The following is a 23,492-nucleotide window of genomic DNA, read 5'->3' as shown; positions in this document are numbered from 1 at the left end:
GGTCATACCGCCTCGATCAGCATGGCGCCGCCGAGCCCACCACCGATGCATTCGGTGGCAACGCCACGACGCGTGCCGAGCCGCTTCATCGCGTTGACGAGATGCAGAACGATACGGTTGCCGGAGGTTCCGACAGGATGGCCGAGCGAGATCGCGCCGCCGTCGACGTTGAGCCTGTCACGGTCGATCTCGCCGGCGGCACCATCGAGCCCCAGAATCTCGCGGCAGAATTTGTCGTCATTCCAGGCGGCCAGACAGCCGAGCACCTGCGTGGCAAAGGCCTCATTCAATTCCCAGGTCTCGACATCCTTGATGCCGAGGCCGTTGCGCTGGAGCAGCGGGGTCGCCGACATCACCGGACCTAGCCCCATGATGCTGGGATCGAGCGCGGCCCAGTTGCTGTCGACGATGACGGCCTTCGGAGTCAGCCCGTGTCTTGCGACCGCGGCGTCGGAGGCCAGGATCACCCAGGAGGCGCCGTCGGTGATCTGCGAGGAATTGCCTGCGGTGACCTGGCCCCAGGGACGCTCGAACACCGGCCGGAGCTTTGCCAGCGTCTCCGCCGTGGAGTCCGGGCGCACGCCGTCATCATGGTCGAAGAACTTGCCGTCGCGGGAGAACGCGGTCTCGACCTCGCCCTTCAGGAACCCGGCGCCTTGCGCATGCGCAAGCCGGCGATGGCTCTCGGCGGCATAGGCATCGGACTGCGCGCGCGTGATGCCGAAGAGATGGCCCACGACCTCGGCGGTCTGGCCCATGTTCAGCTCGGTGACGGGATCGGTCAGGCCGCGCTCGAGGCCGATGACCGGCTTGAGATCGCGGGGCCGCAACTTGAAGGCAGCCGCGAGCTTGGCGGCGACGCCCTTGGCGGTGGCGAGACCGGCGAACCAGCGCACGCCGGAATTCGGCCAGACCAGCGGCGCGTGGCTGAGCGCCTCGGTGCCGCCGGCGAGGACCATGTCCGCATGCCCCTCGCGGATGTATCGGTAGGCGGTGTCGATCGACTGCATGCCCGAGCCGCAATTGATCTGCACCGTGAACGCGACCATGTCCTCGCCCATGCCGAGCCGGAGCGCGGCGACACGGGCCGGGTTCATCTCATCCGCGATCACGTTGACGCAACCGAGGATGACCTGATCGAAGCTGTCGGGCGAAAACGGCTGGCGCGCCAGAAGCGGCCGGCCGCATTGCACGGCGAGATCGACGGGCGTGAACGGACCTGGCCCCGAACGCGCTTTCAGAAACGGCGTCCGACTGCCGTCGACGATGAAAACCGGTCGTGCCATCAGCTCGCCGCCCTCTGTTCACCGAGTTCCTGGAAGAACTGATGCACATTGACGGCTTTCTTGTAAATCGGCGACAGCGCCTCCGGCGCAAAATCGTCGACCTCGATCACTTTTGTGACGGCTTCGCGGGCCGCGGCGAGTTGCTCGCCCTCGGCTTGCGTGATGACGCCTTTTGCGACGGCCTCCTTCCAGTCGCGCATATGCGCGGCGCGCAGGCGCCTGGCGATGGCGTCCGTGCTGGCGACCAGCTTGAACGCGTGCTCGAGCCTGGCAAAGCCGCCGTCGTCATCGACATGGGCCAGATCCGCCGTGAGGCGCTCGCGTGCCGCCGAGGGCTCCAGCACGATGCCGGCGCATTCGTGCACGACGCGGTCGGAGGGGCCGAGCACGCGCGCACCGAACGGCTGGACGACGAGCCTGAGGAAGCCTGCGACGAAGCGGTTCGGCAGATTGGCGAGGATTTCGGCAAGCCGGTTCTCGATGGTCCGGAAGCCCGTCGCCATGCACCATTCCAGCGCGGCATAATCCTCCTTCTGCCGGCCCTCGTCCTGCCAGCGCTTCAGCGCCGCCGAGAGAAGATACAGCTCGGAGAGGATGTCGCCGAAGCGGGCCGACAGCATCTCCTTGCGCTTGAGCGCGCCGCCGAGCGTCAGCAGCGCCAAGTCGGCGCATAGGGCAAAGGCCGCCGAGTAGCGCGACAGCTGGCGATAGAATGGCGTCGCATCACCCGCATCGGGCGCCGGCGCGAATGCGCCAAAGGTCCAGCTGCGGCCGAGAGCGCGGAACAGCGTCCGGAAACTATGGCCGACATGCTTCCAGAACGCCTTGTCGAATGCGGCGAGCCCGCGCTCACGGTCCGAATCGGCGAGCGCATTCATCTCCTCGAGCAGGTAGGGATGGGCCCGGATGGCGCCCTGCCCGAACACGATGAGATTGCGGGTGAGGATGTTGGCGCCCTCCACCGTGATGCCGACCGGGACGGCGCGGTGCAGATTGCCAAGATAGTTTTGCGGTCCGTCGATCACGGCCTTGCCGCCGTGGATATCCATGGCGTCGTCGATCGCGGTACGCATCCGCTCGGTTGCGTGCAGTTTCATGATGCCGGAGATCACGGCGGGATGAACACCTGCATTCAGCGCCGCGCAGGTCAGTCGCCGCGCCGCATCGAGCTGGTAGGCGGTCGCAACGATGCGCGCGAGCGGCTCCTCGACACCTTCGAACTTGGAGATGGAGATGCCGAACTGCTCGCGAATGCGGGCGTAAGCGCCGGTAGTGCGCGCGGCATAGGCGGCACCCGCAGCAGAGAGCGACGGCAGCGAGATGCCGCGTCCGGCGGCAAGCGCCGTCATCAGCATCTTCCAGCCCTGGCCCAGCCGCTCCTTGCCGCCGATGACGTAGTCGAGCGGGATGAAGACGTCGCGTCCCCAATTCGGCCCGTTCTGAAACACCTGCATCGACGGCAAATGGCGCTGGCCGATCTCGACACCGGGCAGATTGGTCGGGATCAGCGCGACGGTGATGCCGAGCTCTTCTTGATCGCCGACCAGACGATCCGGGTCGTAAGCCTTGAAGGCAAGGCCCAGCAGCGTCGCGACCGGACCAAGCGTGATGTAGCGCTTGTGCCAGTTGAGCCTGAGGCCAACGGTCTCGCGGCCCTCGAACTCGCCCTTGCAGATGATCCCGGTGTCGATCATCGAGGCGGCGTCGGAGCCGGCTTCAGGGCTGGTGAGACCGAAGCAGGGAATGTCGCGGCCGTCGGCGAGGCGCGGCAGCCAATGCTCCTGCTGCTCCCTGGTGCCGAAGCGCATCAGGAGCTCGCCCGGGCCGAGCGAGTTAGGCACCATCACGGTGACGGCCGCAGCGATCGAGCGCGTCGAAATCTTGCGCACCACTTCCGAATGCGCGTAAGGCGAGAAACCGAGGCCGCCGAACTCTTTCGGGATGATCATTCCGAAGAATTTCTCGCGCTTGACGAAATGCCAGACGTCCTGCGGCAGGTCGCGCCATTCCCAGAAGATCCTCCACTCGTCGAGCATGGCGCACAGCTCCTCGACGGGACCGTCGAGGAAGGCCTGCTCCTCGTCGGTCAATCTGGCCGGCGCGATCTCAAGCAGCTTCGACCAATCAGGGTTGCCCGTGAAGAGATCGGCGTCCCACCAGACGTCACCGGCTTCCAGCGCCTCGCGCTCGGTGTCGGACATCGTCGGCAGCACGCCCCGCGCCCAGGAAAAGATCGGCTTTGTGATGGTATCGCGGCGGAAGCTCATGGCAGACCTCATGCATCGGCGCGGGGGATCAGGCATTTTAGCGGAAAGTGGCGGGCGGAAGAGAACACTTCGCGAGCAAAAAGACGCGAATTGACGCGGCCAGGCGGCCGCCCCAGGGCCATAACGGCCGGGGCGTGGGGGCAGTTCCGGATCGGGGTTGGGCTGAATGCCTCTCCACGTCATTCCGGGCACGCGAAGCGTGAGCCCGGAATCCATAACCACGATCGGGAGTATGGATTCCGGGCTCGACGCTACGCGTCGCCCCGGAATGACGGCGTGGAGAGAGCGGTGGCGCCGGCCTAATCCGGCCGGATCATCTCGAACATGTCTTCCGGCTTGATCTCGAAATAATCGCCGCGGCGGCCGGCGCGGACGATCGGGCGGGCGGCGGCGGTCTGGTAGACGCCGTCCTTGATCAAGGTCTTGTCGATGTGGACGGCGACGACCTCGCCGAGCGTCAGCCAGGCGTCGGCCTCCTTGCCGTCGGCGCCCTTGAGGCGGACGATGTCGGACACCTTGCACTCGAACGCGACGGGGCTCTCACCCACCCGCGGCACGTTGACGAGCTTTCCCGGCACGGCGGTGACGCCCGCGACCTCGAACTCATCGACCTCGGGGGCGACATGCGCCGCGGTCGCGTTCATCTGCTTCGCAAGGTCCACCGTGGCGAGATTCCAGACGAATTCGCCGGTCTGCTGCATGTTCTCGACCGTGTCCTTCCAGTTCGTGGAGGAGAAGCCGATGATCGGCGGCACGTAACAGAACGCGTTGAAGAAGCTGTAGGGAGCGAGGTTGACGTGGCTCCTGGTATCGCGGGAGGAGATCCAGCCGATCGGCCGCGGAGCGATGATGGCGTTGAAGGGATCGTGCTTGAGGCCATGCCCCTTTGAGGGCTCATAGAAGTACAGGTCTTTGTCGGTCACGCGCTTGCTTCTCCACTGGCTGTCATTCCGGCGCGATGCGAAGCATCGAATGCGGAATCTCGAGATTCCGGGTTCGGTCCTGCGGACCTCCCCGGAATGACGGCAAGGGCGTTATAGGAGAAATTCCCGCGGCCGTCAGTGGCGCGGCGACAGACCCGCGATGACGAAATCGATCATCTGGTCGATGGTCGGGCCAGGCTTGGTGGCACACTGGGCGATCATCTGGGGGTGGAAGAAGCGCATCATCGCGGTGCAGGCACACAGCGCAGCCAGCTGCAGGTCCGGCGCCTCGAACTCGCCGGAGGCGACGCCTTGCGCGATCATCTGGCCGACCACGCCGGCGATACATTCCATATGGTTGACGCAGACCTGCCAGTCCTCCTGCATCGCGATCTCGACCATCTCGTGCAACTTGCTGTCGCCGACATAGCGCTCGGTGTTCATGCGGTGGATGGTGGTGAGCAGCTCGCGGAAGCGCTCCTTGACCGGACCGGGCTTCGCGACGATCTGCTGGGCCTCGAGCTCGACCTCGCCCATGAGCGAGCGGGCCACCGCCTGATGGATCGCTTTCTTCGATTCGAAGAAGCGATAGACGTTGGCGGGGCTCATCCGGAGCTCCTTGGCGATATCCCCGACCGTGGTCTTCTGGTAGCCGATCTGGCGGAACAGCCGCTCTGCCACCTCGAGAATACGATCCCGGGTCTCGCCTTCGATGTGTTCCGCAACCAGTGTCATTTGTCAGGACTCGTCCGTCAGCACTTCATCTCACTTATTCAGCCGCTTCAGCAAGCGGAATTGCGGAATGCTCATCGCTCCCATGCTGCGGCGCGGCAGGCTGTTCGGGGGTACCTGCTTCATCCAGGCTCTTCCTGAACCACAAGGCGTAGAGGCCCGGCAGATACAGCAGCGTCAGGAAGGTCGCAACGAACAGGCCGCCCATGATGGTGATCGCCATCGGGCCCCAGAACGCCGAGCGCGACAGCGGAATCATGGCGAGGATGGCGGCGAGCGCCGTCAGCACCACGGGCCGGGCGCGGCGGACGGTTGCTTCCACGATCGCCTCTCGGCGCGTCAGGCCATGAGAAACGTCGGTCTCGATCTGGTCCACCAGAATGACCGCGTTGCGCATGATCATGCCGGCGAGCGCGATCAGACCGAGCAGCGCCACGAAGCCGAACGGAGCATTCGCCACGTTGAGCCCGAGCGAGGCGCCGACAATGCCGAGCGGCGCGGTCAGGAACACCAGGATCAGGCGCGAGAAACTCTGCAGCTGGATCATCAGCAGCGTCAGCATCACCATCACCATCACCGGGAAGAGGATGAAGATCGAGGCGTTGCCCTTGGCGGACTCCTCGAAGGCGCCGCCCGGCTCGATGCGGTAGGCCGGCTCGAGATGGTCCTGGATCGCCTTCAGCTTCGGCGTGATCTGGTTCGTGACGTCGGGCGCCTGCACGCCGTCGACGACGTCGGACCGCACGGTGATCGCCATGTCGCGGTTGCGCCGCCACATGATCGGTTCTTCATGAGCATACTCGATCTTGGCGATCTGCTGCAGCGGCACGGCAACGCCATTGCGCGAGGTGATGGTGAGATCACCGACACCGCCGAGGTCGAGGCGTTCGGACGGGACCGCGCGGGCAACCACGCCGACCTTCTCGATGCCGTCACGCACGGTCGTGACCTGCGAGCCCGAGATCAGCATGGAGAGCGCCTGCGAGACGTCCTGGGGAGTCAGGCCCATGGCACGGGCGCGGTCCTGGTCGACGACCAGCTTGAGGTAAGGCGACTGCTCGTTCCAGTCGAGCTGGACGTCCTTGACGCTCTTGTTCTGCCGCATCACGTCGCGAACCTGGTAGGCGATCTCGCGCACCTTGTTGGCGTCGGGGCCGATCACGCGGAACTGGACGGGGAAGCCGACCGGCGGGCCGAAATTGAAGCGGTCGACGCGCACGCGAGCTTCGGTCAGCATGCCGTCGGCGACCGCATTCTCGATTTTGGCCTTGATGCGCTCGCGCGCCTCGACACCCTTGGCGACGATGACGATCTCGGCAAACGCCTCGTTCGGGAGCTGCGGATTGAGGCCGAGCCAGAAGCGCGGCGAACCCTGGCCGACATAGGAAGTATAGGTCGCGATGTCCTTATCGTCCTTGAGCAGCGTCTCGGCCTTCTTCACCGCCTTCTCGGTGACGTTGAAGGCGGTGCCTTCAGGCAGGCGGAGCTGGAAGAACAGCTCGGGCCGTTCGGACAGCGGGAAGAACTGTTGCTGCACTTGGCCGAAGCCGACGATCGAGGCGACGAAGACGCCGACGGTCGCAACCACCACCGTGATGCGGTGGTTGACGCACCACTGCACGATGGCTCGCAGGCCGCGATACATGCGGGTCTCGTAGATCGCGTGCGGGTCGTGGTTGTGACCGACCTTCATATCGGGCAGCAGCTTGACGCCGATATAGGGCGTGAAGATCACCGCCACGAACCAGGAGGCGACCAGCGCGATCGCCACGATCCAGAAAATGCTGCCGGCATATTCGCCGACCGCGGAATTGGCAAAGCCGATGGGGAGGAAGCCAGCGGCCGTAACCAGCGTTCCCGTGAGCATCGGAAACGCAGTTGATTCCCAGGCAAAGGACGCCGCGCGCATGCGGTCCCAGCCCTGCTCCATCTTCACCACCATCATCTCGACCGCGATGATGGCGTCGTCGACGAGCAGGCCGAGCGCGATGATCAGGGCGCCGAGGGTAATGCGATGCAGGTCGAGCGACATCGCGTTCATGACGATGAAGACGATGCCGAGCACCAGCGGCACCGACAGCGCGACCACGATGCCGGTGCGCCATCCGAGCGCCAGGAACGAGACGAACAGCACGATGACGAGCGCCTCCATGAAGGAGCGCACGAACTCGCCGACGGCGTGCTCGACCACCTTGGGCTGGTCGGCGATCAGCTTGACGTCAATGCCCTGCGGCACGGCCTTCATGAAATCGGCCGTCGCTTTCTCGACCTCCTTGCCGAGCTCGAGGATGTTGGCGCCCTTGGCGGTGACGACGCCGATACCGATCGCGGGCTTGCCTTCCTGACGGACGACGAAGCTCGGCGGATCGACGAAGCCATGGGTTACGGTGGCGATATCGCCGAGACGGAACACGCGGCCGTTGCTCTCGACCGGCGTTTCGGCGACGGCCTTGGCGCCGTCGAGCGCGCCGGTGACGCGCAGCGGCACACGCTGCGAGGAGGTCTCGACCGTGCCGGCCGGCGTCACGTTGTTCTGCTTGGCGAGCGAATCGAACAGCGCCTGCGGCGTGATGCCGAGGGTGGCGAGCTTGGCGTGGGAGAATTCGACGAAGATGCGCTCGTCCTGATTGCCGTAGACGTCGACCTTGGTGACGCCGGGCACCTTCAGCATACGCTGGCGGAAGCCTTCCGAGACCTTCTTGAGCTGGGCATAGTCGGCGCCGTCGCCGGTCATCATGTAGAGGATGGAATCGACGTCGGAGAACTCGTCGTTGACCACGGGTCCGAGGATGCCGGACGGCAACTGGCCCTGCACGTCGACCAGCTTCTTGCGCAGGAGGTAGAAGAGGTAAGGCACGTCCTTCGGCGGCGTGTTGTCGCGGAAGGTCACCTGGAGCGCGGTGAAGGCCGGCTTGGAGTAGGTCTGCACCTTCTCGAAATAGGGCAGTTCCTGGATCTTCTTCTCGATGGGATCGGCGACCTGGGTCTGCATCTCCTGCGCGGTCGCACCCGGCCAGATCACGGAGACGTTGACCACCTTCACCGTGAAGAACGGATCCTCGGCGCGGCCAAGCTTCGTATAGGAGAAGAAGCCGGCGGCGCCGAGCACGATCATCAGGAAGAGAACCAGCGTCGGATGACTGACCGCCCAGGCCGAAAGGTTGAAGCGCTTCATCGCTCTCTCCGAATGACGATCCAATTGCCAAAAACGACAGCCAGCCTGTTCAACAAATCATCGCGCGGCAGCGAAGCAATCCAGGGGGCTGGGCAGGTTCTGGATCGCTTCGCCGCTTCAGCCCCAGCATTTGCACTCGGGCCGAAACTCGCCTCGCAAAGACGGCAACTCGTAAAACGTTAGAATGACAGCGACGACACGATCCGCACCCTCTGGCCCGGATCGAGCTTCTGCACGCCGAGCGCGACGATCTTGGCGCCCTCTTCCACACCGCCGGTGATGATCACGTCGTTGCTCTCGTAGGACTTCACCGTGACCGGCTTCAGCGTGACCGCGCCGTTGTCGTCGACGACGTAGAACGACGGCTTGTCGCCTGCATTGAACAGCGCCGACAGCGGCAACCGCGCGACGCGCTCGGTGGCGGCGTCCGACAACGTCAGCGTCGCGGTCATGCCGAGCGCGACCTTGTCGTCGGCCTCGGGCAGCGAGAATTTTGCAAGATACGTCCGCGTGGCCGGATCGGCTGTCGGCGCGATCTCGCGCAGCTTGGCCGCGTATTTCTTGTTCGGCTCGGACCAAAGAGTGACGCTGGCGACGCCCGTTTTGGCGCGTCCGACCAGCGTCTCAGGGATCGCGACGACCGCTTCCTTCTCGGCAAAGCGGGCGACACGGATCGAAGCCTGGCCCGCGGCAACCACCTGGCCGGGCTCGATCAGCGTTGCGGTGACGACGCCGCGGGCGTCGGCATTGAGCGTCGCGTAGGAAAGGGAATTCTTGGTCAGTTCGACCGAGCGCTCGGCCCGGTTCAGACGCGCACGGGCCTCGTCGGCGGCAGCGCGGCTCGAATCCAGCTGCGCATCGGTGGTCCAGCCTTTGGCCTTCAAATCCTTGGCGCGCTGCTCGGCGGCGGCGGCCTGGGCCAGCACGCCGGTCGCGGCAGTCTGCTCGGCGACGGCCTGCTCGGCCTGCAGCTTCAGATCGACCTCGTCGAGGATGGCGAGTGGCTGGCCGATCTCGACGGTCTGTCCGACCTCCACCAGGCGCTTGGCGACCTTGCCGGCGACACGAAAGCCAAGATCGCTCTCGATCCGCGGCCTGATCGTTCCGACGAAGCTGCGCTCCGGCGTCTCGGCGTTATAATGCGCGGTCGCGACCAGTACAGGCCGTGGCGGCTCTGCCTTCTCGGCGACGGTGTCATTGCACCCAGCCAGTGCAGCGGCCATCAGAGCCAGCGATACACCCGCCAAGAGCTTGGAATAGCTGGATAAAACCGACCTGACGAACATCGAAGGACACTCCTGCATCTCGACTGCGATCAGTGTCGAATAATCAATGACGAAAGTCAATATTCGTCAGTCATCAGGAATCCGTGATTGTTAACGGCACGTGGATTGGAACCTTGGTTTTCGCACCACGGTGCTGGCGCAAGGCAGGCGAAGCGAAGTCTGCCCGCTACGTCGGCCAAAAGCGGGAGAGACGGTAGGCACGGCGCGCGAAGAGCGCACCTTGCCCGACCGATAAGGCTCCTCTCACCGCCCCTGCCCCGCGAACTCGTGCTTGCTGTCGTGGCCGCCGACAAACACCAAAATACCGGCGATCAGCGGCAGCGCGGCGAGCACGAGGAGGCCGGTCGAGGTCTGGCCGGTGGCTTCCTTGACCCAGCCTATCAGGTAGGGACCGCCGAAGCCCGCGAGGTTGCCGATCGAGTTGATCAGCGCGATGGCGCCGGCAGCCGCGGTGCCGGAGAGCCAGGCGGTCGGCAGGGTCCAGAATACGCCGAAACAACAGAACACGCCGATCGCAGCCACCGTCAGCACCGCCATCGTCAGGGTGGGATCGGTGAGATAGGAGGAGATGGCAAGCGCAACGGCGGTGAGCAGCAGCGGTGCGCCCACATGCATCACGCGCTCGCGCGTGGCGTCCGAATGCCGCGCCCACAGGATCATGGCGATGGTGCCGAACAGATACGGGATCGCGGTGACGAAGCCGGTCTGGGCGTTGGTGAGGCCGAACGCCTTGACGATCTGCGGCAGCCAGAACTGCATGCCATAGAGCGCGCCGACGAAGCCGAAATAGATCAGGCTGAGCGCGATCACCTTCGGCGAGGACAGCGCCTCGCCAAGCGAGAGATGCTTTGCGGCCTGCTTGATGGCGATCTCGGAATCCAGCTTCGCCTTCAGCCACGCCTTCTGCTCGGCCGAGAGCCAATCGGCCTTCTCCGGCTTGTCGGTGAGATAGAACCAGGTGACGATGCCCAGCAGTACCGAGGGGATCCCCTCGATGATGAATAGCCATTGCCAGCCCTTCAGGCCCATCATGCCGTCGAGCCCAAGCAGCAAGCCCGAGACCGGCGCGCCGATCACGGTCGAGACCGGCACCGCGATGGCGAAGGCCGCGAGGAAGCGGGCGCGATATTCGGCCGGATACCAATAGGTGAGATAGAGGATGATGCCGGGGAAGAAGCCGGCCTCGGCGACGCCGAGCAGGAAGCGCAGGACGTAGAAGCTCGTGACGCCGCTGACCACCGCCATCAGCGCCGAGATGATGCCCCAGGTCACCATGATGCGGGCGATCCATCGGCTCGCGCCGAATTTCTCCAGCGCAAGGTTGCTCGGCACCTCGAAGATGAAGTAGCCGATGAAGAAAATGCCGGCGCCCCAGGAGAAGATCAGCGGGGTGAACTTCAGCTCCGCGTTCATGGTGAGCGCGGCGAAGCCAAGATTGACGCGGTCGAGATAGGAGAAGAAGTAGGCCAGCACCAGGAACGGAATCAGCCGCCACGAGATGGCGCGGATGGTCGAGGTCTCGATTTCACTCTTGCTGACGTTCTTGCTGGCGCCGCCGGCGGAACCGGCATAGGCGGTGGTCTGGCTCATGGCTTCCCCCGGGTTGTTGCTTTTCTAGGGCCTGAGTGGCGGTTTTGAGCATCGCGGACAAAGAGTCAATGGAGCGAGCAATGCATGGGACGCAACCGGATCAACCTGTTGCGCGGCTCCGGACATCGTTGATCCGCGCCGCTCTCGCGCTCGCCGTGATTGCGTGCGGGTTGTCGCTGCGCTGGTATGGCTTTTCGCTCGGGCTTCCGGCCTTCGTGGTGAAATATGGCGGCTCGCTCCTGTGGGCGACGATGGTGTTCCTGCTGGTCGCGGCTTTGCTGCCGCGGCAGACGCGGACGCGGATCGCAGTCATCGCAATGACGATCGCGGCTTTGGTCGAGTTCTCACGGCTGGTGCATACGCCTTGGCTCGATGCGTTCCGGCTGAGCACGGCCGGCGCGCTGCTGCTGGGGCGCATCTTCTCGCTGTGGAATCTGGCTGCTTATGCGGTTGGGATTTTGCTCGGCATCTGCATCGATCGGCTCGTCGCGATGCGTCGTCTCGGAGGGCGGACAAAGGCGCCATAGCGCCGCGCCCGCCATTTCGCGTCATGTCGGGGCAATGGTGGCACGCAACGATTTGTCTATGCGAGAGCGGAACCGTGGCGAGCAACATTCACTCCGCCAGTTGAAACCGCTCGAAACGATCGAGCTCGTCCTCGATTTTCCGCTTGAGCTCCTTGCGGCCTGCCGTCTTCTTGCCCTCCCCGATCCAGGTCCATTTCTGCATCAAGAGCTTGTTCGCCTGCCGGTCCGTCTTGAGGTCGAGCGCGGCGACGATCTCGTCGCCGACAAGCACCGGCAGCGCGAAATAGCCGAGCTTGCGTTTGGCTTTCGGCACATAGGCCTCGAACAGATGGTTGTAGCCGAAGATGAGATTGGTGCGCTTGCGCTGGATGATCAGCGGATCGAAGGGCGAGAGGATGTGGACGAGATCGGGCGAAGGCCCCTCGCCGCTCGCCTCCAGCGCTGCGGGCGAGACCCAATGCTCCTGCTTGCCGGCGCCCTCGAGCGCGACCGGCACGAGTTCGCCACGGCGGACGCGCGAGGCGATCAGGCGCGCGACCGGCTTCTTGCTCGGCGCGTCGAGATGGCAAATCGAATCGAGGCTGACCACGCCCTGTGCCCGCAGCGCGCGATCGAGCAGATAGGCCGTGACGTCCCTTGCCGGCGCCGGCCTCGGCAGCCTCTCCCAACCGAAATGGCGCGTCATCAGCTCGTACGTCTTGAGCATGCCCCGGCGCTCGCTGATGGTGACGGCGCCGGTATAGAAGGCGAGCTGCAACGCGCGCTTGGAGGGCTTTCGGCTCTGCCACAAGTGCTCCTTTTCGACGAGCACGTCATCCTCGATGTCTCGGATCGTCAGCGGCCCGGCGCGCAGCAGCCGCATCACTTTGCGCATGTCGGCCGGCTTCACCGAGGCGAACCATCTGTGCCCTTCGCGGCGGTGCTCGCGCATCGCGGGCAGGAAGAAGCGGAAGTCGGCGGCCGGCACGTAGGAGAGCGCGTGCGTCCAATACTCGAAAACGCTCTTGTCGTCGCTTTGGGCCTGGCGCAGATCGGCGCGGCGGTAGGACGGAATGCGGCTGAACAGGATGTGGTGGTGGCAGCGTTCGATGACGTTGATGGTGTCGATCTGCACATAGCCGAGATGCGCGACCGCATCGGCCACGGCCTGCGCGCCATCGCCGAACGGGGTGCGTTCGTCCAGCCGCTGCGCATGCAGCCAGATCTGCCGGGCTTGTGTCGTGGTGAGTGGAATTGGTTGGGGCGCGCGGGACATTGCAGGAGGCAATGTAACGGGATTCGCGCTGAGGCAAACAAGAGAAGGCCAGGAAAACCGCGCTGCCATCTGCTGACAGCGCGGCCGGTCAACGAAGGTTCAAACTATTTCGCGCTCATGTTCCGCACCTTCATGTAGTGCTTGCAGGCGTCACGCATATTGCCTTTGCTCATCTCGGAGTTGGCTGAAGCCGTTTCCTTGGCCATCGCCTGTTTGGCCGGCGAATCCACGGTTCCCATTGCGGTCATCGACTTACCCATCGCCTCGCCTGTACAGGGCTGCATCTTTGCTGCTGAAGCCGCGAGGCCGCCGAATGTGACAAAGATCACATCAACGTCTTTGAACCTACCCTAGGCTCGCAGCATCAAATCGCCATCAGGCGTAACAGCGAGGATACGACAATGACCCGTTTTGATAAGTTTTTTGGACTGAGGGCGATTACTCTCTCCGCGGCGCTGTCGATGACGGCGGGCCTGGCTCTGGCAGGCGACAACAACATCTCCACCGACAAGATCCTGGATGCGCTGAAACCCAAGCCGTTGACCCGCGGCCTGTCCGTCGGGCCGCAGGCCGATACCACCGCCCAGGCCAAGGAATCGACCTTCCTCAACACCGTGCGCAACCGCTCGACCCGGTCGCTCTCGATCGGCGAGCGCGAGCAGATCGCCGAGCTCGCGGCGACCAAGCCGAAGATCGATCTGGAGATCCAGTTCGACTACAACTCGGCCGACATCGCCAAGAGCTCGATGGCCTCGGTGCAGGCTCTCGGCAAGGCCCTGTCCGATCCGGCGCTGAAGGGATCGACCTTCGTGGTTGCCGGCCACACCGATGCGACCGGCGGCGAAGAGTACAATCAGGGTCTCTCCGAACGGCGCGCCGACACCATCAAGAAGTACCTGGTGCAGAATTACGGCCTCAACGGCACCGATCTCGTGACCGTCGGATACGGCGAGACCAAGCTCAAGGACGCCGCCAAGGGTGCCGACCCGATCAACCGCCGCGTCCAGGTCGTGAACATGGACACCAAGACCGCGTCGAAATAGATCGAAGGCATTCCGTCGCAAGACGACGCCGCCCGCCCTCCCCTGGCAGGCGGCGTTGTCATATCCAGCTCTGAAACAGCATCAATCGGTTGAAGGTCTGCATCGAGACGCCGACGAAAGCCGCGGAGATCGGCAGCATGACGCCAAAGCCGGCCGCGGCGACCCCGACATAGGCCCACAGCAGCCAGCGCGGCAGCCCTTTCCGGTGCAGCACATAGACCAGCGCAAGGGACGCCGCGGTGGCGGCGGGCAGATAGTAGTAGATGAAACCGAGCGTACGCGGCAGCAACGCCCAGGCGAGCCACGGACCGAAATAGAACGCCGCGATCAGGAACGCGTCCCAGCGGCGTGCCACGATGAAATCGCGCAGCACGACGACAATCGCGAGCAGCGCCGGCCACAACACCAGCGGATTGCCGAGGAAGACGATCGCAGCGACGTTGTCCCCTGCCGTCTTGTCGAACAGGAACCACACCGGGCGCGCGAGCAGCGGCCAGGATGGCCAGCTGCTCATATAGGTGTGACCGGCAATGGCCGTCGTGGTGTTGTCGGCAAAGATGCGCCGCTGGGCTTCGATCAAATCCGGCAACGACACTCCGTGAAGCGGAACGAAGGCGGCAAGATACGTCATTGCCGGCAAGACGGCGAAGCAGAGCGCGATATGATGCAGCTTCAACCCGGGCCAAAGCGCCGGCCGATACCAGTCGTCCGGCGCGGCGTCGGCAAACAGCGTGTTCCAGCCCTGCATCAGGCGGATCACCGCGACGATGACGATGCAGACGCCGAGCGGAAACAGGCCGCTCCATTTGCAGGCTGCAGCAAGTCCGAACAGAGCTCCTGCCGCGGCAAACAAGGCGTGCGGCCGCTCTCGTCGAAAGCCATGCATGAAGGCGGCGGTCGCAAGCAGGCCGAAGCCCAACGCAAAAATGTCGAGCATTGCGATGCGCGCCTGCACGTACAGCATCTGGTTGAACGCCGCAATCAGCGCCGCGGCGATCGCCGGCCCTTGCGCGGAGAACAGCGCGAGGCCGCACAGATAGATCGCGACGACCGCAAGCGCGCCGAACAATGTCGCGGGATAACGCCAGCCAAGCGCGTTGTCGCCGAAAGCCGCGATCGACGCAGCGATCAGTTCCTTGGCAAGCGGCGGATGCATCGGATTGAGCATCGGCTGCGACATCGCAGGCGTCAGCATCTGCCGCGCCGCCGGCACGTAATGCACCTCGTCGAAGACGAACTTCTCCGGCGTCGCCAAGCCGATCAGCAGCGCCAGATGGCCGACCAGGAAAATCGCGACAGCGATCACTGCGCTCCGCGACAGTTTTGGAACTGCGATCGATTCAAGCGGCTGCTGTGGGGATATTTTGCGTGGCAAATTTGCGTCACCGCGGACAAAAACAAAGATCGTCGTTTTCATTGAACGCATTCTGCCGCAACTGTCACTAAGCATAACGCACGTCCCGCGCCGCTTGTGATAATTCCGCCACATCGCAAGCGCGCGCGATCCGGTACGATCAGGGACACATCGATCGGTTGCGAAATGAATTTGCGTTTCTGGCTTCTCCCCATCCTGTCGTCGGCCGCGCTCTGCGCGGCACCGTGCGCGCAAGCGCAGACACGCGTCGGCCAAGCCGTCGTGATCCAGAATGAAGTGGTGCGCGTCGCCGCGAGCACGACGCCGATCAACGTCGGCGACAGCATGCTGCGCGACGAGACCGTGCGCACCGGCGCCGATAGCGCGGCGCGCTTCGTCATGGCCGACAGCACCAATCTGTCGCTTGGGCCCAGCGCGACACTGAAGCTCGACCGCACCGTCTTCAACGACGAGCACAGCTATCGCGACGTCGCGATCCGGATGACCACAGGCGCGTTCCGCTTCGTCACCGGCAACTCCGACAAGGCTGCCTACAAGATCACGACGCCACTCGCGACCATCGGCGTGCGCGGCACCACGCTCGACATCCTCTCGCAACGCGGACGCTCGGTGGTAGTGCTTCAGGACGGCGCAGCCAGCGTCTGCACGAAGAGCGCTCAGTGCGTGCAGCTCACCCAGCCCGGCGACAGCGCAATCATCACCTCGACCGGCGGCAAGGTCAGCATCACCAAGTCCAATACACCGCCGTGGACGTTTGCCGCCAACTGCGCCGCGAGTGCCGGGCTGTGCGCGGTCAACCAGTACGCCAGCGCCTCGCCGACCATCACGCCCGCCGTCCAGGACGACGGCATGCTGTGCGGGCGTTGACGATGGCGAAATTCAACGTCAGGCGCCTCATCCTCGCCACTGCGCTGACCGCCATTGCGGCGTTTGCGCTTGTCACACTCAATGCCGGCCCGGCGGCTGCACAGACGTCGGAGTGCGGATCCGAGTGCGAGCCAAATCCCACTCCGTCCCCGACCTATTCTCCGTCACCGTATCCGTCACCCACTCCGACTCCCTCCCCGTCGCCGAGCCCCTATCCGTCGCCTTCACCGAGCCCGTATCCTCCGCCGGCGGGACCAACCGGCGCCGATTCCAGCGGCAATTCGATCGGCGGCCTCGCCAATCAGCGCTTCAACCAGATGATCACCAACCGCGTGCTCGGCACGGTGCTGCTCGGCGTCAACGAGCAGGTCAATTGCGGCGACTGCGTCAGTGCGTTCGGCTCGGCCGGCTCGTTCTCCGCCGGCATCCATGGCCGCAAGGCGCTGACCAACAATCTGTCGCTGCTCGCCGGCATCGCCTACACGCACTACGAAGGCGGTGGCTACGAGATCACCAGCGCACCGATCGGCGCTTTCGCGCTACGCTATGACTTCACCGATTGGGGCTCGTCGCGCCCGTTCTTCGACGTCGGCACGATCCTGACGCCATGGGAGAAGGCGCGCTACACGCGAAGCTACGACACCAGTCTCGGCCCTGTGAGCGTGACCAGTTCGACCAACGCCTCGAACTACGCCGTCTACGGTCGCGCCGGCTGGATAAGTCGCCTCTCGCCACGCGACGAGGTCGCGGCCTCGATCGAAGTCTGGCAGCTCTGGCAACGCGTGTCGGGCTACACCGACAGCGCAGTAGCCTTCAACCCATTCGATGCCAGCATCGCGACCGGCACCGACCGCACCAGCCTCGTCAAGATCGGCGGCCAGTGGACACACCTCTTCGGCAGCAACATCGAGACCAACATCAATGGCGGCTGGGTGCAGTCGTTTGCCAGTCACAGCGGCATCGTCGCGACCGTGACCGGCAACGGCACGGTGGTGCCAACCATGGGGAACCAGGGCTGGTTCGAATATGGCGGCCGCCTCGGCTTCCGCGTGCAAAAGGGCTGGATCGTGGACCTCTTTGCCAACGGCACGCTGGGCCCGCAGCCGGTCGGCAACACCATCCACGGCGGCGTCGGCCTGCGGATCAACTATTAGCGGCGAGGTCTCACCTCACATCCCGGTGTCATGCCCCGGTCAAGCCGGGCGATGACACCGATCGTACGGCTAATCTAGAGCATCCGCCTCACGCCGCCGACTTGCCCTCGAACGCCTGGCGCAGGACGGCCACGTCGAGCTTGACCATCTTCATCATGGCCTGCACCGCGCGCGCCGCCGCTGCCTTGTCCGGGCTCGACAGGAACTCGAACATCACTTTCGGCACCACCTGCCAGGCCACGCCCCAGCGATCCCTGAGCCACCCGCACTGCTCTTCCTTGCCGCCATGGGCGAGAAACGCGCTCCAGACGCTGTCGACCTGCGCCTGGTCGTCGCAATGGATCATCAGCGAGATCGCATGCGTGTACTCCATCTTCATGCCGCCATTGAGCGCGACCAGCGGCTGTCCGGCCACCGTGAACTCGACGACGAGCACAGAGCCTTCCTTGCCGGAGGGGCCGTCGGAAACGTTGCGCTGGACGTGCGTGATCTCCGAATTCGGCATCAGCGAGACGTAGAATTTTGCAGCCTCTTCGGCATCGCCGTCGAACCACATGCAGGGCACGAGCTTGGACATCGTGAATGCTCCTCTTCAGATCTTCTGGGTTCGGATCAGGCGTTTGCCATGTCGGGCTGGAGAGGCGCGGCCGCGAGGTCCATCCAGTTTACGCCCCACATGTGGCCATCGGGATCCTCGAAGCTGCGGCCGTACATGAAGCTGTATTCGTCCTTTGGGCTGGGATCGGCCACCCCACCCGCAGCCTCGGCCTTGCCGACCAGATCGTCGACCTCGCTGCGACTTTCCGCGGACAGGCAGAACAGCGCCTGGTTGGAGGACTTGGCATCCGCTATCGGCTTCGGCGTGAACTGGCGGAATTTGTCGTGGGTCAGCAGCATGGCGAAAATGGTCTCTGAAAAGACCATGCAGCTCGCCGTATCATCGCTGAACTGCGGATTCTTGACCGCGCCGATCGCCTCATAGAAGGCAGTCGCGCGCTTGAGGTCGGTGACCGGCAAATTGACGAAGATCATCCTGGGCATCGGAAGCTCCTTGGCGGGGTTCTGCCCAAGGACGGACGGCCAAGCCGCCATCCGACACCGCTTCCGAGTATTTTTGGACCCCGATCTGCGGGGTTCTGTCGCACCGACCCCGATGTGCCCTCGACGACTTACTTCTTCTCGTTCGGATCGCGGTGCACCGGATCGATCCACAGCACGGTCTCGGGCTTCTCGACCGGCTCGATGTCCAGATTGATCGCGACCGCCTCGCCGTCGCTGCGCACCAGCACACATTCCAGCACCTCGTCGGGGCTGGCATTGATCTCCTGGTGCGGCACGTAGGGTGGGACGAAAATGAAATCGCCGGGCCCGGCTTCCGCAGTGAATTGCAGGCTCTCGCCCCAGCGCATCCGGGCTTTTCCCTTCACCACATAGATGACGCTTTCGAGATGGCCGTGGTGATGCGCGCCGGTCTTCGCGTCCGGCCTGATGCTGACCGTGCCCGCCCACAATTTCTGCGCGCCGACGCGCGCGAAATTGATGGCGGCCGCGCGATCCATGCCGGCCGTCGATGGCACGTTCGTGTCGAGCTGGTTGCCTGGAATGACGCGCACGCCGTCATGTTTCCAGCGATCGTCGTGATCGTGTGCATGATGCGAGTGCGAGTGATCATGGCCGGTCATGGATACTTGCTTTCTGTTGGTTCGTGCGCGGCAAACTAACCCAAAGCCGCAGCCGCAAGCCATACCAAAAATGGAACCCTCGTAGCCGCTCAGCGTTGTCATTGCGAGCAAACCGAGAGGAGAATTTCATGGGCAGCACCACTGACAAGATCAAGGGCACCACGAACGAGGCGATCGGCAAGGCCAAGCAGGGCATCGGCGAAGCCACCGGGTCCGATCGCATGAAGGGCGAAGGCGTGGTCCAGGAAGTAAAGGGCAAGGGCCAGCAGGCCATGGGCGACGCCAAGGATGCCGCAAAGGATGCCATGGATCGCGCTGCGGCAGCTGGCAAGCGCGCGGTGGATTAGCGCGCCTAGAACCGAAAATGAAAGACCGGCCGCAAGGCCGGTCTTTTTTTGTCCATTTGCATCGTCATTCCGGGATGGTCCGGAGGACCAGACCCGGAATCTCGAGATTCCGGGTTCGGTGCTACGCGCCGCCCCGGAAGCTACGCGTCACTTCACTGCGAGCAATTCCACGTCGAACATCAGGGTCGCGTTCGGCGGGATCACGCCGCCAGCGCCGCGCGCGCCGTAGCCGAGCTGCGGCGGAATGATCAGCGTACGCTTGCCGCCAACCTTCATCGAGGCAACACCTTCGTCCCAGCCGGCAATGACGCGGCCCTTGCCGATCGGGAACTCGAATGGCTCCTTGCGATCGACGGAGGAGTCGAATTTCTTGCCCTTCTGGCCGTTTTCGTAGAGCCAGCCGGTATAGTGCATCACACAGATCTGACCAGGCTGCGGCGAGGCACCGGTGCCGACGGTGGAGTCGATGATCTGCAAGCCAGAAGCTGTGGTCATGGTCTTTCCTGCGGTCTGGGCCGAGGCCGTGGTGGAAACGAAATGCGACACGCTGGCGATCACAGTGATCGCGAGTGCCGACATCAGGGCGAGAAGCACGCGTTGGAAACGCCGCATAAAACACCTTCCGTTCGAGGCGGGAGGTGTCTAACCCAACGCCGTCGCCGTTTCCACCCCTCAGATCTCGATATTTTCGAGCCGTACCGGCAGCTTGCGGACGCGCTGGCCGGTTGCGTGATAGATTGCATTGCAGACCGCGGCATTGGTGCCGACATTGGCAAGCTCACCCAGGCCCTTGGCGCCCACCGGGTTGATGTGGTCGTCCTGCTCGGAGAGCATGATCACCTCCACGCCCGGCACGTCGGCATTCACGGGCACGAGGTAGTCGGCAAGATTGTCGTTGACGTAGCGCGCATTGCGCTCGTCGATCTCGGTGGCTTCGAGCAGCGCCGAGGACATGCCCCATATCAGGCCGCCGATCAACTGGCTGCGCGCGGTTCGCGGGTTCATGATCCGGCCTGCCGCGAACGCGCCGACCAGGCGGGGGCAGCGGATTTCGTGCGTGAAGCGGTTGACGCGAATCTCGACGAACTCGGCGCCGAAGGCGTAGGCGATCTGGTCCTTCATTTGATGCCCGCCGACGAACCGTGGTTGCCCGCTGTGCATGGCCCTGAATGAGTCCAGCGGTGCGCCTTCCGGCTTCCACTCGCCATATTCCTCGACGACGCCGACGCCGAGCGCATCGAAGGCCTTTTCGAGATCGAGGGAGCGATCGCCCTTCGCGGCCTGGGTCGACGGTGCCGGGCTGATGCCGACGGTCTCCTTGGCCTTGTCTGCGAGGCTGTCGCTCGGCATCACCGCCTTGAACAGGCGCTGTCGAATCTGATCGCACACCATCATCACTGCCGAGCAGGTGCTGGCGGTCGAGTTGGAGCCGCCGGCAACCGGTGCGGGCGGCAGGTCGCTGTCTCCCATGAAGACCGCGACCTTCTCGAGCGGCACGCCGAGCCGCTCGGCCGCAGTCTGGGCGATGACCGTATAAGCACCGGTGCCGATCTCGTGGCCGGCGATCTCGACGCGGGTGCGGCCGTCGCGCTGGAGGCGCACGCGCGCGGCGGACGGCGCCATCTGCGTCGGATAGCACGTGGCGGCGCAGCCGTAGCCGACCAGCCAGTCTCCATCCGACATCGATTTCGGCGCCGGCGAGCGCTGCGCCCAGCCAAAGACCTTGGCGGCCTCGTCGAAACAGGCCATCAGCGAGCGGGACGTGTAGGGCTTGCCGTCGATCGGCTCGTTGGTGGCGTCATTGATGCGGCGAAGCTCGACGGGATCCATGTTCAGCTTCACCGCGAGTTCGTCCAGCGCGCTCTCCAGGGCGAACAGATACGGCACCTCCGGCGGCGAGCGCATGAAGCCGGGCGTGTTGCGGTCGGCACGTACGATGGAAACCATGCTGTCGACGTTGGGACAGGCATAGAGCCGCGACGTCGTCTTGGTGCCGCCGACGCAATAAGCATCGGCGCGCGAGGAAACCTCGGCGCCCTCGTGCTTCAAAGCCAACAGCTTGCCATCGCGGCTGGCGCCGAGCCTGATCTCGTGCCGCGTCTCGGCGCGGTGGGTGGTAATGGTGAAGCCCTGATCGCGGGTCGGTACCAGCTTGATCGGGCGGTTCAGGCGTTTGGCAATGCCGGCAATGATGGCGGTCCGCGGCGTCATCGAGCCGCGCGAACCAAAACCGCCGCCGACATAGGGATTGACCACGCGCACCTTGTCGGCGTCGATGCCGAGCTGCTCGGCCACACCGTGCTTCAGACCATGAACATACTGACTGCCCTCGTAGATGACGAGATCATCGCCCATCCAGGCGCAGCTGGTCGTGAACAGCTCCATCGGATTGTGGTGCTGCGTCGGAGTCTCGTACGAGGCAGTGAGCTTGACCTCGGCGGCGTCGAATGCCTTGGCGAAATCGCCGACCTTCGGGTCCTCCTTGAACTGCGCGTTCTGTCCTTTCGCGGCTGCCGAGGTCGTTCCCGGTGAGTCGAAGCTCGCGCTCGGCGCCGCCACGGTGTAGCTGACCTTGACGCGGTTGGCGGCCTCGCGTGCAGCCTCATAGGTTTCCGCGATGACCACAGCGATGATCTGGCCGTCATGCGCGATCTCGTTCGATCTCAGCGGCTGGATCGTAGTGCCGGCATAACCGCCATTGCTGAAGAGCTTCGACTCCTTCAGCTTCGGGGCGTTCTCGTGCGTGACGATATCGACCACGCCGCGGACGCGGTTGGCGTCGTCGAGTTCGATACGGTCGATTCGGCCCTTGGCAATCGCACTGGTGACCAGGAATGCATAAGCCGGATTGTCCAGCGGCATGTCGGAGGCATACGTCGCCCGTCCCGTGACCTTTGCGGCCGCATCGTAGCGCGGCACGGGTTGACCCATATTCGCTTTGGGCCCGGGAGCTGCAGCAGTCATGGTCAGATCTCCATCGTTACGGCTTGCTGGAGCGCGCGAGCCACCACGCGCTTGCCGAGCGCGATCTTGAAGCCGTTGTGCCGTCGGCCGCGGGCGGCCGCAAAGGCGGCGTCGGCCACACGCAGTCCCATGGCTTCGTCAAACTTCTGTCCCTTCAATAGCGCCTCTGCCTCGCGCGCCCGCCAAGGCACGGTGGCGACGCCGCCGAGGGCGACGCGCGCGTCCCTGACCGTGCCGTCCTGTACGTCGAGTGCGATTGCAGCAGACGACAGCGCGAACTCATAGGACTGCCGGTCGCGCGCCTTGAGGTATACCGAGCGCGGCCACCGGCCCCGGATCGAGAAGGCCGAGATCAGCTCGCCGGGGGCAAGCGTGGTCTCGATGTCCGGCGTGTTGCCCGGCGCCTTGTGAAGCTGGGCGAACGGCATGCTGCGCGTACCGGCCTTGCCGGTGATCTCGACCACCGCATCGAGGGCAATCAGGGCCTGGGCGAAATCGCCGGGATAGGTGGCGATGCACTGGTCGGAGACGCCGAGCACGGCATGCATGCGGTTGACGCCGTCCATGGCGGCGCAGCCGGAGCCGGGATTGCGCTTATTGCAATTCTCGTAGGAGACATCGCGGAAGTAGTTGCAACGCGTCCGCTGCATCACGTTGCCTCCGAGCGTCGCCATGTTGCGCAGCTGGGCGCTGGCAGCGAGCTTCAGCGAATCAGAGATTACCGGGTAGCTGCGCTGGATTTCAGCATGCGCGGCCACGTCGGACATCCTTGCGAGCGCGCCGAGCCGCAAGCCGTCTGCCTTCGGCTCGATCGCCGACCAGTCGCGCGCGAGCGGATTGATGTCGACGATCGCGGCGGGCCGCATCACGTCGAGCTTCATCAGGTCGATCAGCGTGGTGCCGCCGGCGAGCGGTTGCGCTGTCGCCTTCGTCAGCGGATCGTTGGTGGCCGCTGCGGCGCCGAGCGCCTGCACGGCCATATCGGGGTCCGATGCTCTCCGGTACGAAAACGGTCGCAT

General features: G+C 64.3%; 21 protein-coding genes. 5 read left to right on the top strand and 16 right to left on the bottom strand.

Annotated elements, in window-relative coordinates:
- Positions 1–2: 2 nt before the first annotated feature.
- The 7 genes from ACYCVF_RS09515 to ACYCVF_RS09485 all read right to left on the bottom strand — a co-directional run bounded on the left by ACYCVF_RS09515 (position 3) and on the right by ACYCVF_RS09485 (position 11,259).
- A complete protein-coding gene (locus tag ACYCVF_RS09515; protein ID WP_459601938.1) occupies positions 3–1,286 on the bottom strand; it encodes an acetyl-CoA C-acetyltransferase in 1,284 nt (427 codons plus the stop codon).
- A complete protein-coding gene (locus tag ACYCVF_RS09510; RefSeq protein WP_459601936.1) occupies positions 1,286–3,553 on the bottom strand; it encodes an acyl-CoA dehydrogenase in 2,268 nt (755 codons plus the stop codon). The genes ACYCVF_RS09515 and ACYCVF_RS09510 overlap by 1 nt, the downstream gene beginning before the upstream one ends.
- 299 nt (positions 3,554–3,852) lie before the next feature.
- On the bottom strand, positions 3,853–4,476 hold the full coding sequence (locus ACYCVF_RS09505; protein WP_459601934.1) for a flavin reductase family protein: 624 nt from the start codon (positions 4,474–4,476) through the stop codon (positions 3,853–3,855).
- Between the two features lie 135 nt (positions 4,477–4,611).
- Entirely contained in the window at positions 4,612–5,211 is a 600-nt protein-coding gene (locus tag ACYCVF_RS09500) for a TetR/AcrR family transcriptional regulator (RefSeq protein WP_459601932.1), read from the bottom strand.
- 34 nt (positions 5,212–5,245) lie between these two features.
- Positions 5,246–8,383, bottom strand: a complete 3,138-nt coding sequence (locus ACYCVF_RS09495) for an efflux RND transporter permease subunit (protein ID WP_459601930.1) — start codon at positions 8,381–8,383, stop codon at positions 5,246–5,248.
- Positions 8,384–8,562: 179 nt separating this feature from the next.
- Positions 8,563–9,669 (bottom strand): efflux RND transporter periplasmic adaptor subunit, encoded by a 1,107-nt coding sequence (locus ACYCVF_RS09490; RefSeq protein WP_459602727.1) that lies wholly within the window; start codon positions 9,667–9,669, stop codon positions 8,563–8,565.
- 243 nt (positions 9,670–9,912) lie between these two features.
- Positions 9,913–11,259 (bottom strand): MFS transporter, encoded by a 1,347-nt coding sequence (locus ACYCVF_RS09485; RefSeq protein WP_459601928.1) that lies wholly within the window; start codon positions 11,257–11,259, stop codon positions 9,913–9,915.
- A gap of 80 nt (positions 11,260–11,339) precedes the next feature.
- Between ACYCVF_RS09485 and ACYCVF_RS09480 the strand changes: the two genes are divergently transcribed.
- Positions 11,340–11,786: a ribosomal maturation YjgA family protein gene (locus tag ACYCVF_RS09480; RefSeq protein WP_459601926.1), complete on the top strand. Its 447-nt coding sequence runs from the start codon at positions 11,340–11,342 to the stop codon at positions 11,784–11,786.
- Positions 11,787–11,874: 88 nt separating this feature from the next.
- On the opposite strand, the gene ACYCVF_RS09475 is transcribed toward ACYCVF_RS09480, so the two are convergent.
- The gene (locus ACYCVF_RS09475; RefSeq protein ID WP_459601924.1) at positions 11,875–13,041 is read right to left on the bottom strand and encodes a winged helix-turn-helix domain-containing protein; all 1,167 of its coding nucleotides are present in this window, start codon (positions 13,039–13,041) and stop codon (positions 11,875–11,877) included.
- A gap of 104 nt (positions 13,042–13,145) precedes the next feature.
- A complete protein-coding gene (locus ACYCVF_RS09470) occupies positions 13,146–13,370 on the bottom strand; it encodes a hypothetical protein (RefSeq protein WP_459601922.1) in 225 nt (74 codons plus the stop codon).
- A 72-nt stretch (positions 13,371–13,442) separates the two neighbouring features.
- Between ACYCVF_RS09470 and ACYCVF_RS09465 the strand changes: the two genes are divergently transcribed.
- Positions 13,443–14,084: an OmpA family protein gene (locus ACYCVF_RS09465; RefSeq protein WP_459601920.1), complete on the top strand. Its 642-nt coding sequence runs from the start codon at positions 13,443–13,445 to the stop codon at positions 14,082–14,084.
- Positions 14,085–14,142: 58 nt separating this feature from the next.
- Here ACYCVF_RS09465 and ACYCVF_RS09460 read toward each other — a convergent pair whose 3' ends face one another.
- Positions 14,143–15,573 carry a phospholipid carrier-dependent glycosyltransferase gene (locus ACYCVF_RS09460; protein ID WP_459601918.1) on the bottom strand — a complete coding sequence of 477 codons (1,431 nt, stop codon included), beginning with the start codon at positions 15,571–15,573 and terminating at the stop codon, positions 14,143–14,145.
- A gap of 51 nt (positions 15,574–15,624) precedes the next feature.
- Between ACYCVF_RS09460 and ACYCVF_RS09455 the strand changes: the two genes are divergently transcribed.
- Both ACYCVF_RS09455 and ACYCVF_RS09450 read left to right on the top strand, forming a co-directional pair.
- Entirely contained in the window at positions 15,625–16,326 is a 702-nt protein-coding gene (locus tag ACYCVF_RS09455) for a FecR family protein (protein ID WP_459601916.1), read from the top strand.
- Between the two features lie 2 nt (positions 16,327–16,328).
- Positions 16,329–17,480 (top strand): hypothetical protein, encoded by a 1,152-nt coding sequence (locus ACYCVF_RS09450; protein WP_459601914.1) that lies wholly within the window; start codon positions 16,329–16,331, stop codon positions 17,478–17,480.
- Positions 17,481–17,568: 88 nt separating this feature from the next.
- Here the strand turns inward: ACYCVF_RS09450 and ACYCVF_RS09445 are convergent, their stop codons facing one another.
- The 3 genes from ACYCVF_RS09445 to ACYCVF_RS09435 form a co-directional block, all read right to left on the bottom strand.
- Positions 17,569–18,057 (bottom strand): VOC family protein, encoded by a 489-nt coding sequence (locus ACYCVF_RS09445; protein ID WP_459601912.1) that lies wholly within the window; start codon positions 18,055–18,057, stop codon positions 17,569–17,571.
- A gap of 35 nt (positions 18,058–18,092) precedes the next feature.
- Entirely contained in the window at positions 18,093–18,521 is a 429-nt protein-coding gene (locus tag ACYCVF_RS09440) for a VOC family protein (protein WP_459601910.1), read from the bottom strand.
- A 128-nt stretch (positions 18,522–18,649) separates the two neighbouring features.
- Positions 18,650–19,162: a cupin domain-containing protein gene (locus ACYCVF_RS09435; RefSeq protein ID WP_459601908.1), complete on the bottom strand. Its 513-nt coding sequence runs from the start codon at positions 19,160–19,162 to the stop codon at positions 18,650–18,652.
- 128 nt (positions 19,163–19,290) lie between these two features.
- On the opposite strand from ACYCVF_RS09435, the gene ACYCVF_RS09430 reads away from it, so the two are divergent.
- On the top strand, positions 19,291–19,509 hold the full coding sequence (locus ACYCVF_RS09430; protein WP_459601906.1) for a CsbD family protein: 219 nt from the start codon (positions 19,291–19,293) through the stop codon (positions 19,507–19,509).
- Between the two features lie 147 nt (positions 19,510–19,656).
- Here the strand turns inward: ACYCVF_RS09430 and ACYCVF_RS09425 are convergent, their stop codons facing one another.
- The 3 genes from ACYCVF_RS09425 to ACYCVF_RS09415 are packed head-to-tail and all read right to left on the bottom strand — an operon-like array spanning position 19,657 to position 23,492.
- Positions 19,657–20,121: an FKBP-type peptidyl-prolyl cis-trans isomerase gene (locus ACYCVF_RS09425; RefSeq protein ID WP_459601904.1), complete on the bottom strand. Its 465-nt coding sequence runs from the start codon at positions 20,119–20,121 to the stop codon at positions 19,657–19,659.
- A 60-nt stretch (positions 20,122–20,181) separates the two neighbouring features.
- Positions 20,182–22,473, bottom strand: a complete 2,292-nt coding sequence (locus tag ACYCVF_RS09420; RefSeq protein WP_459601902.1) for a xanthine dehydrogenase family protein molybdopterin-binding subunit — start codon at positions 22,471–22,473, stop codon at positions 20,182–20,184.
- Between the two features lie 2 nt (positions 22,474–22,475).
- On the bottom strand, positions 22,476–23,492 hold the full coding sequence (locus tag ACYCVF_RS09415) for an FAD binding domain-containing protein (protein WP_459606545.1): 1,017 nt from the start codon (positions 23,490–23,492) through the stop codon (positions 22,476–22,478).

The sequence above is a fragment of the Bradyrhizobium cedriense genome, from assembly GCF_054602315.1.
This window is presented reverse-complemented; position numbering and strand designations above follow the sequence as displayed.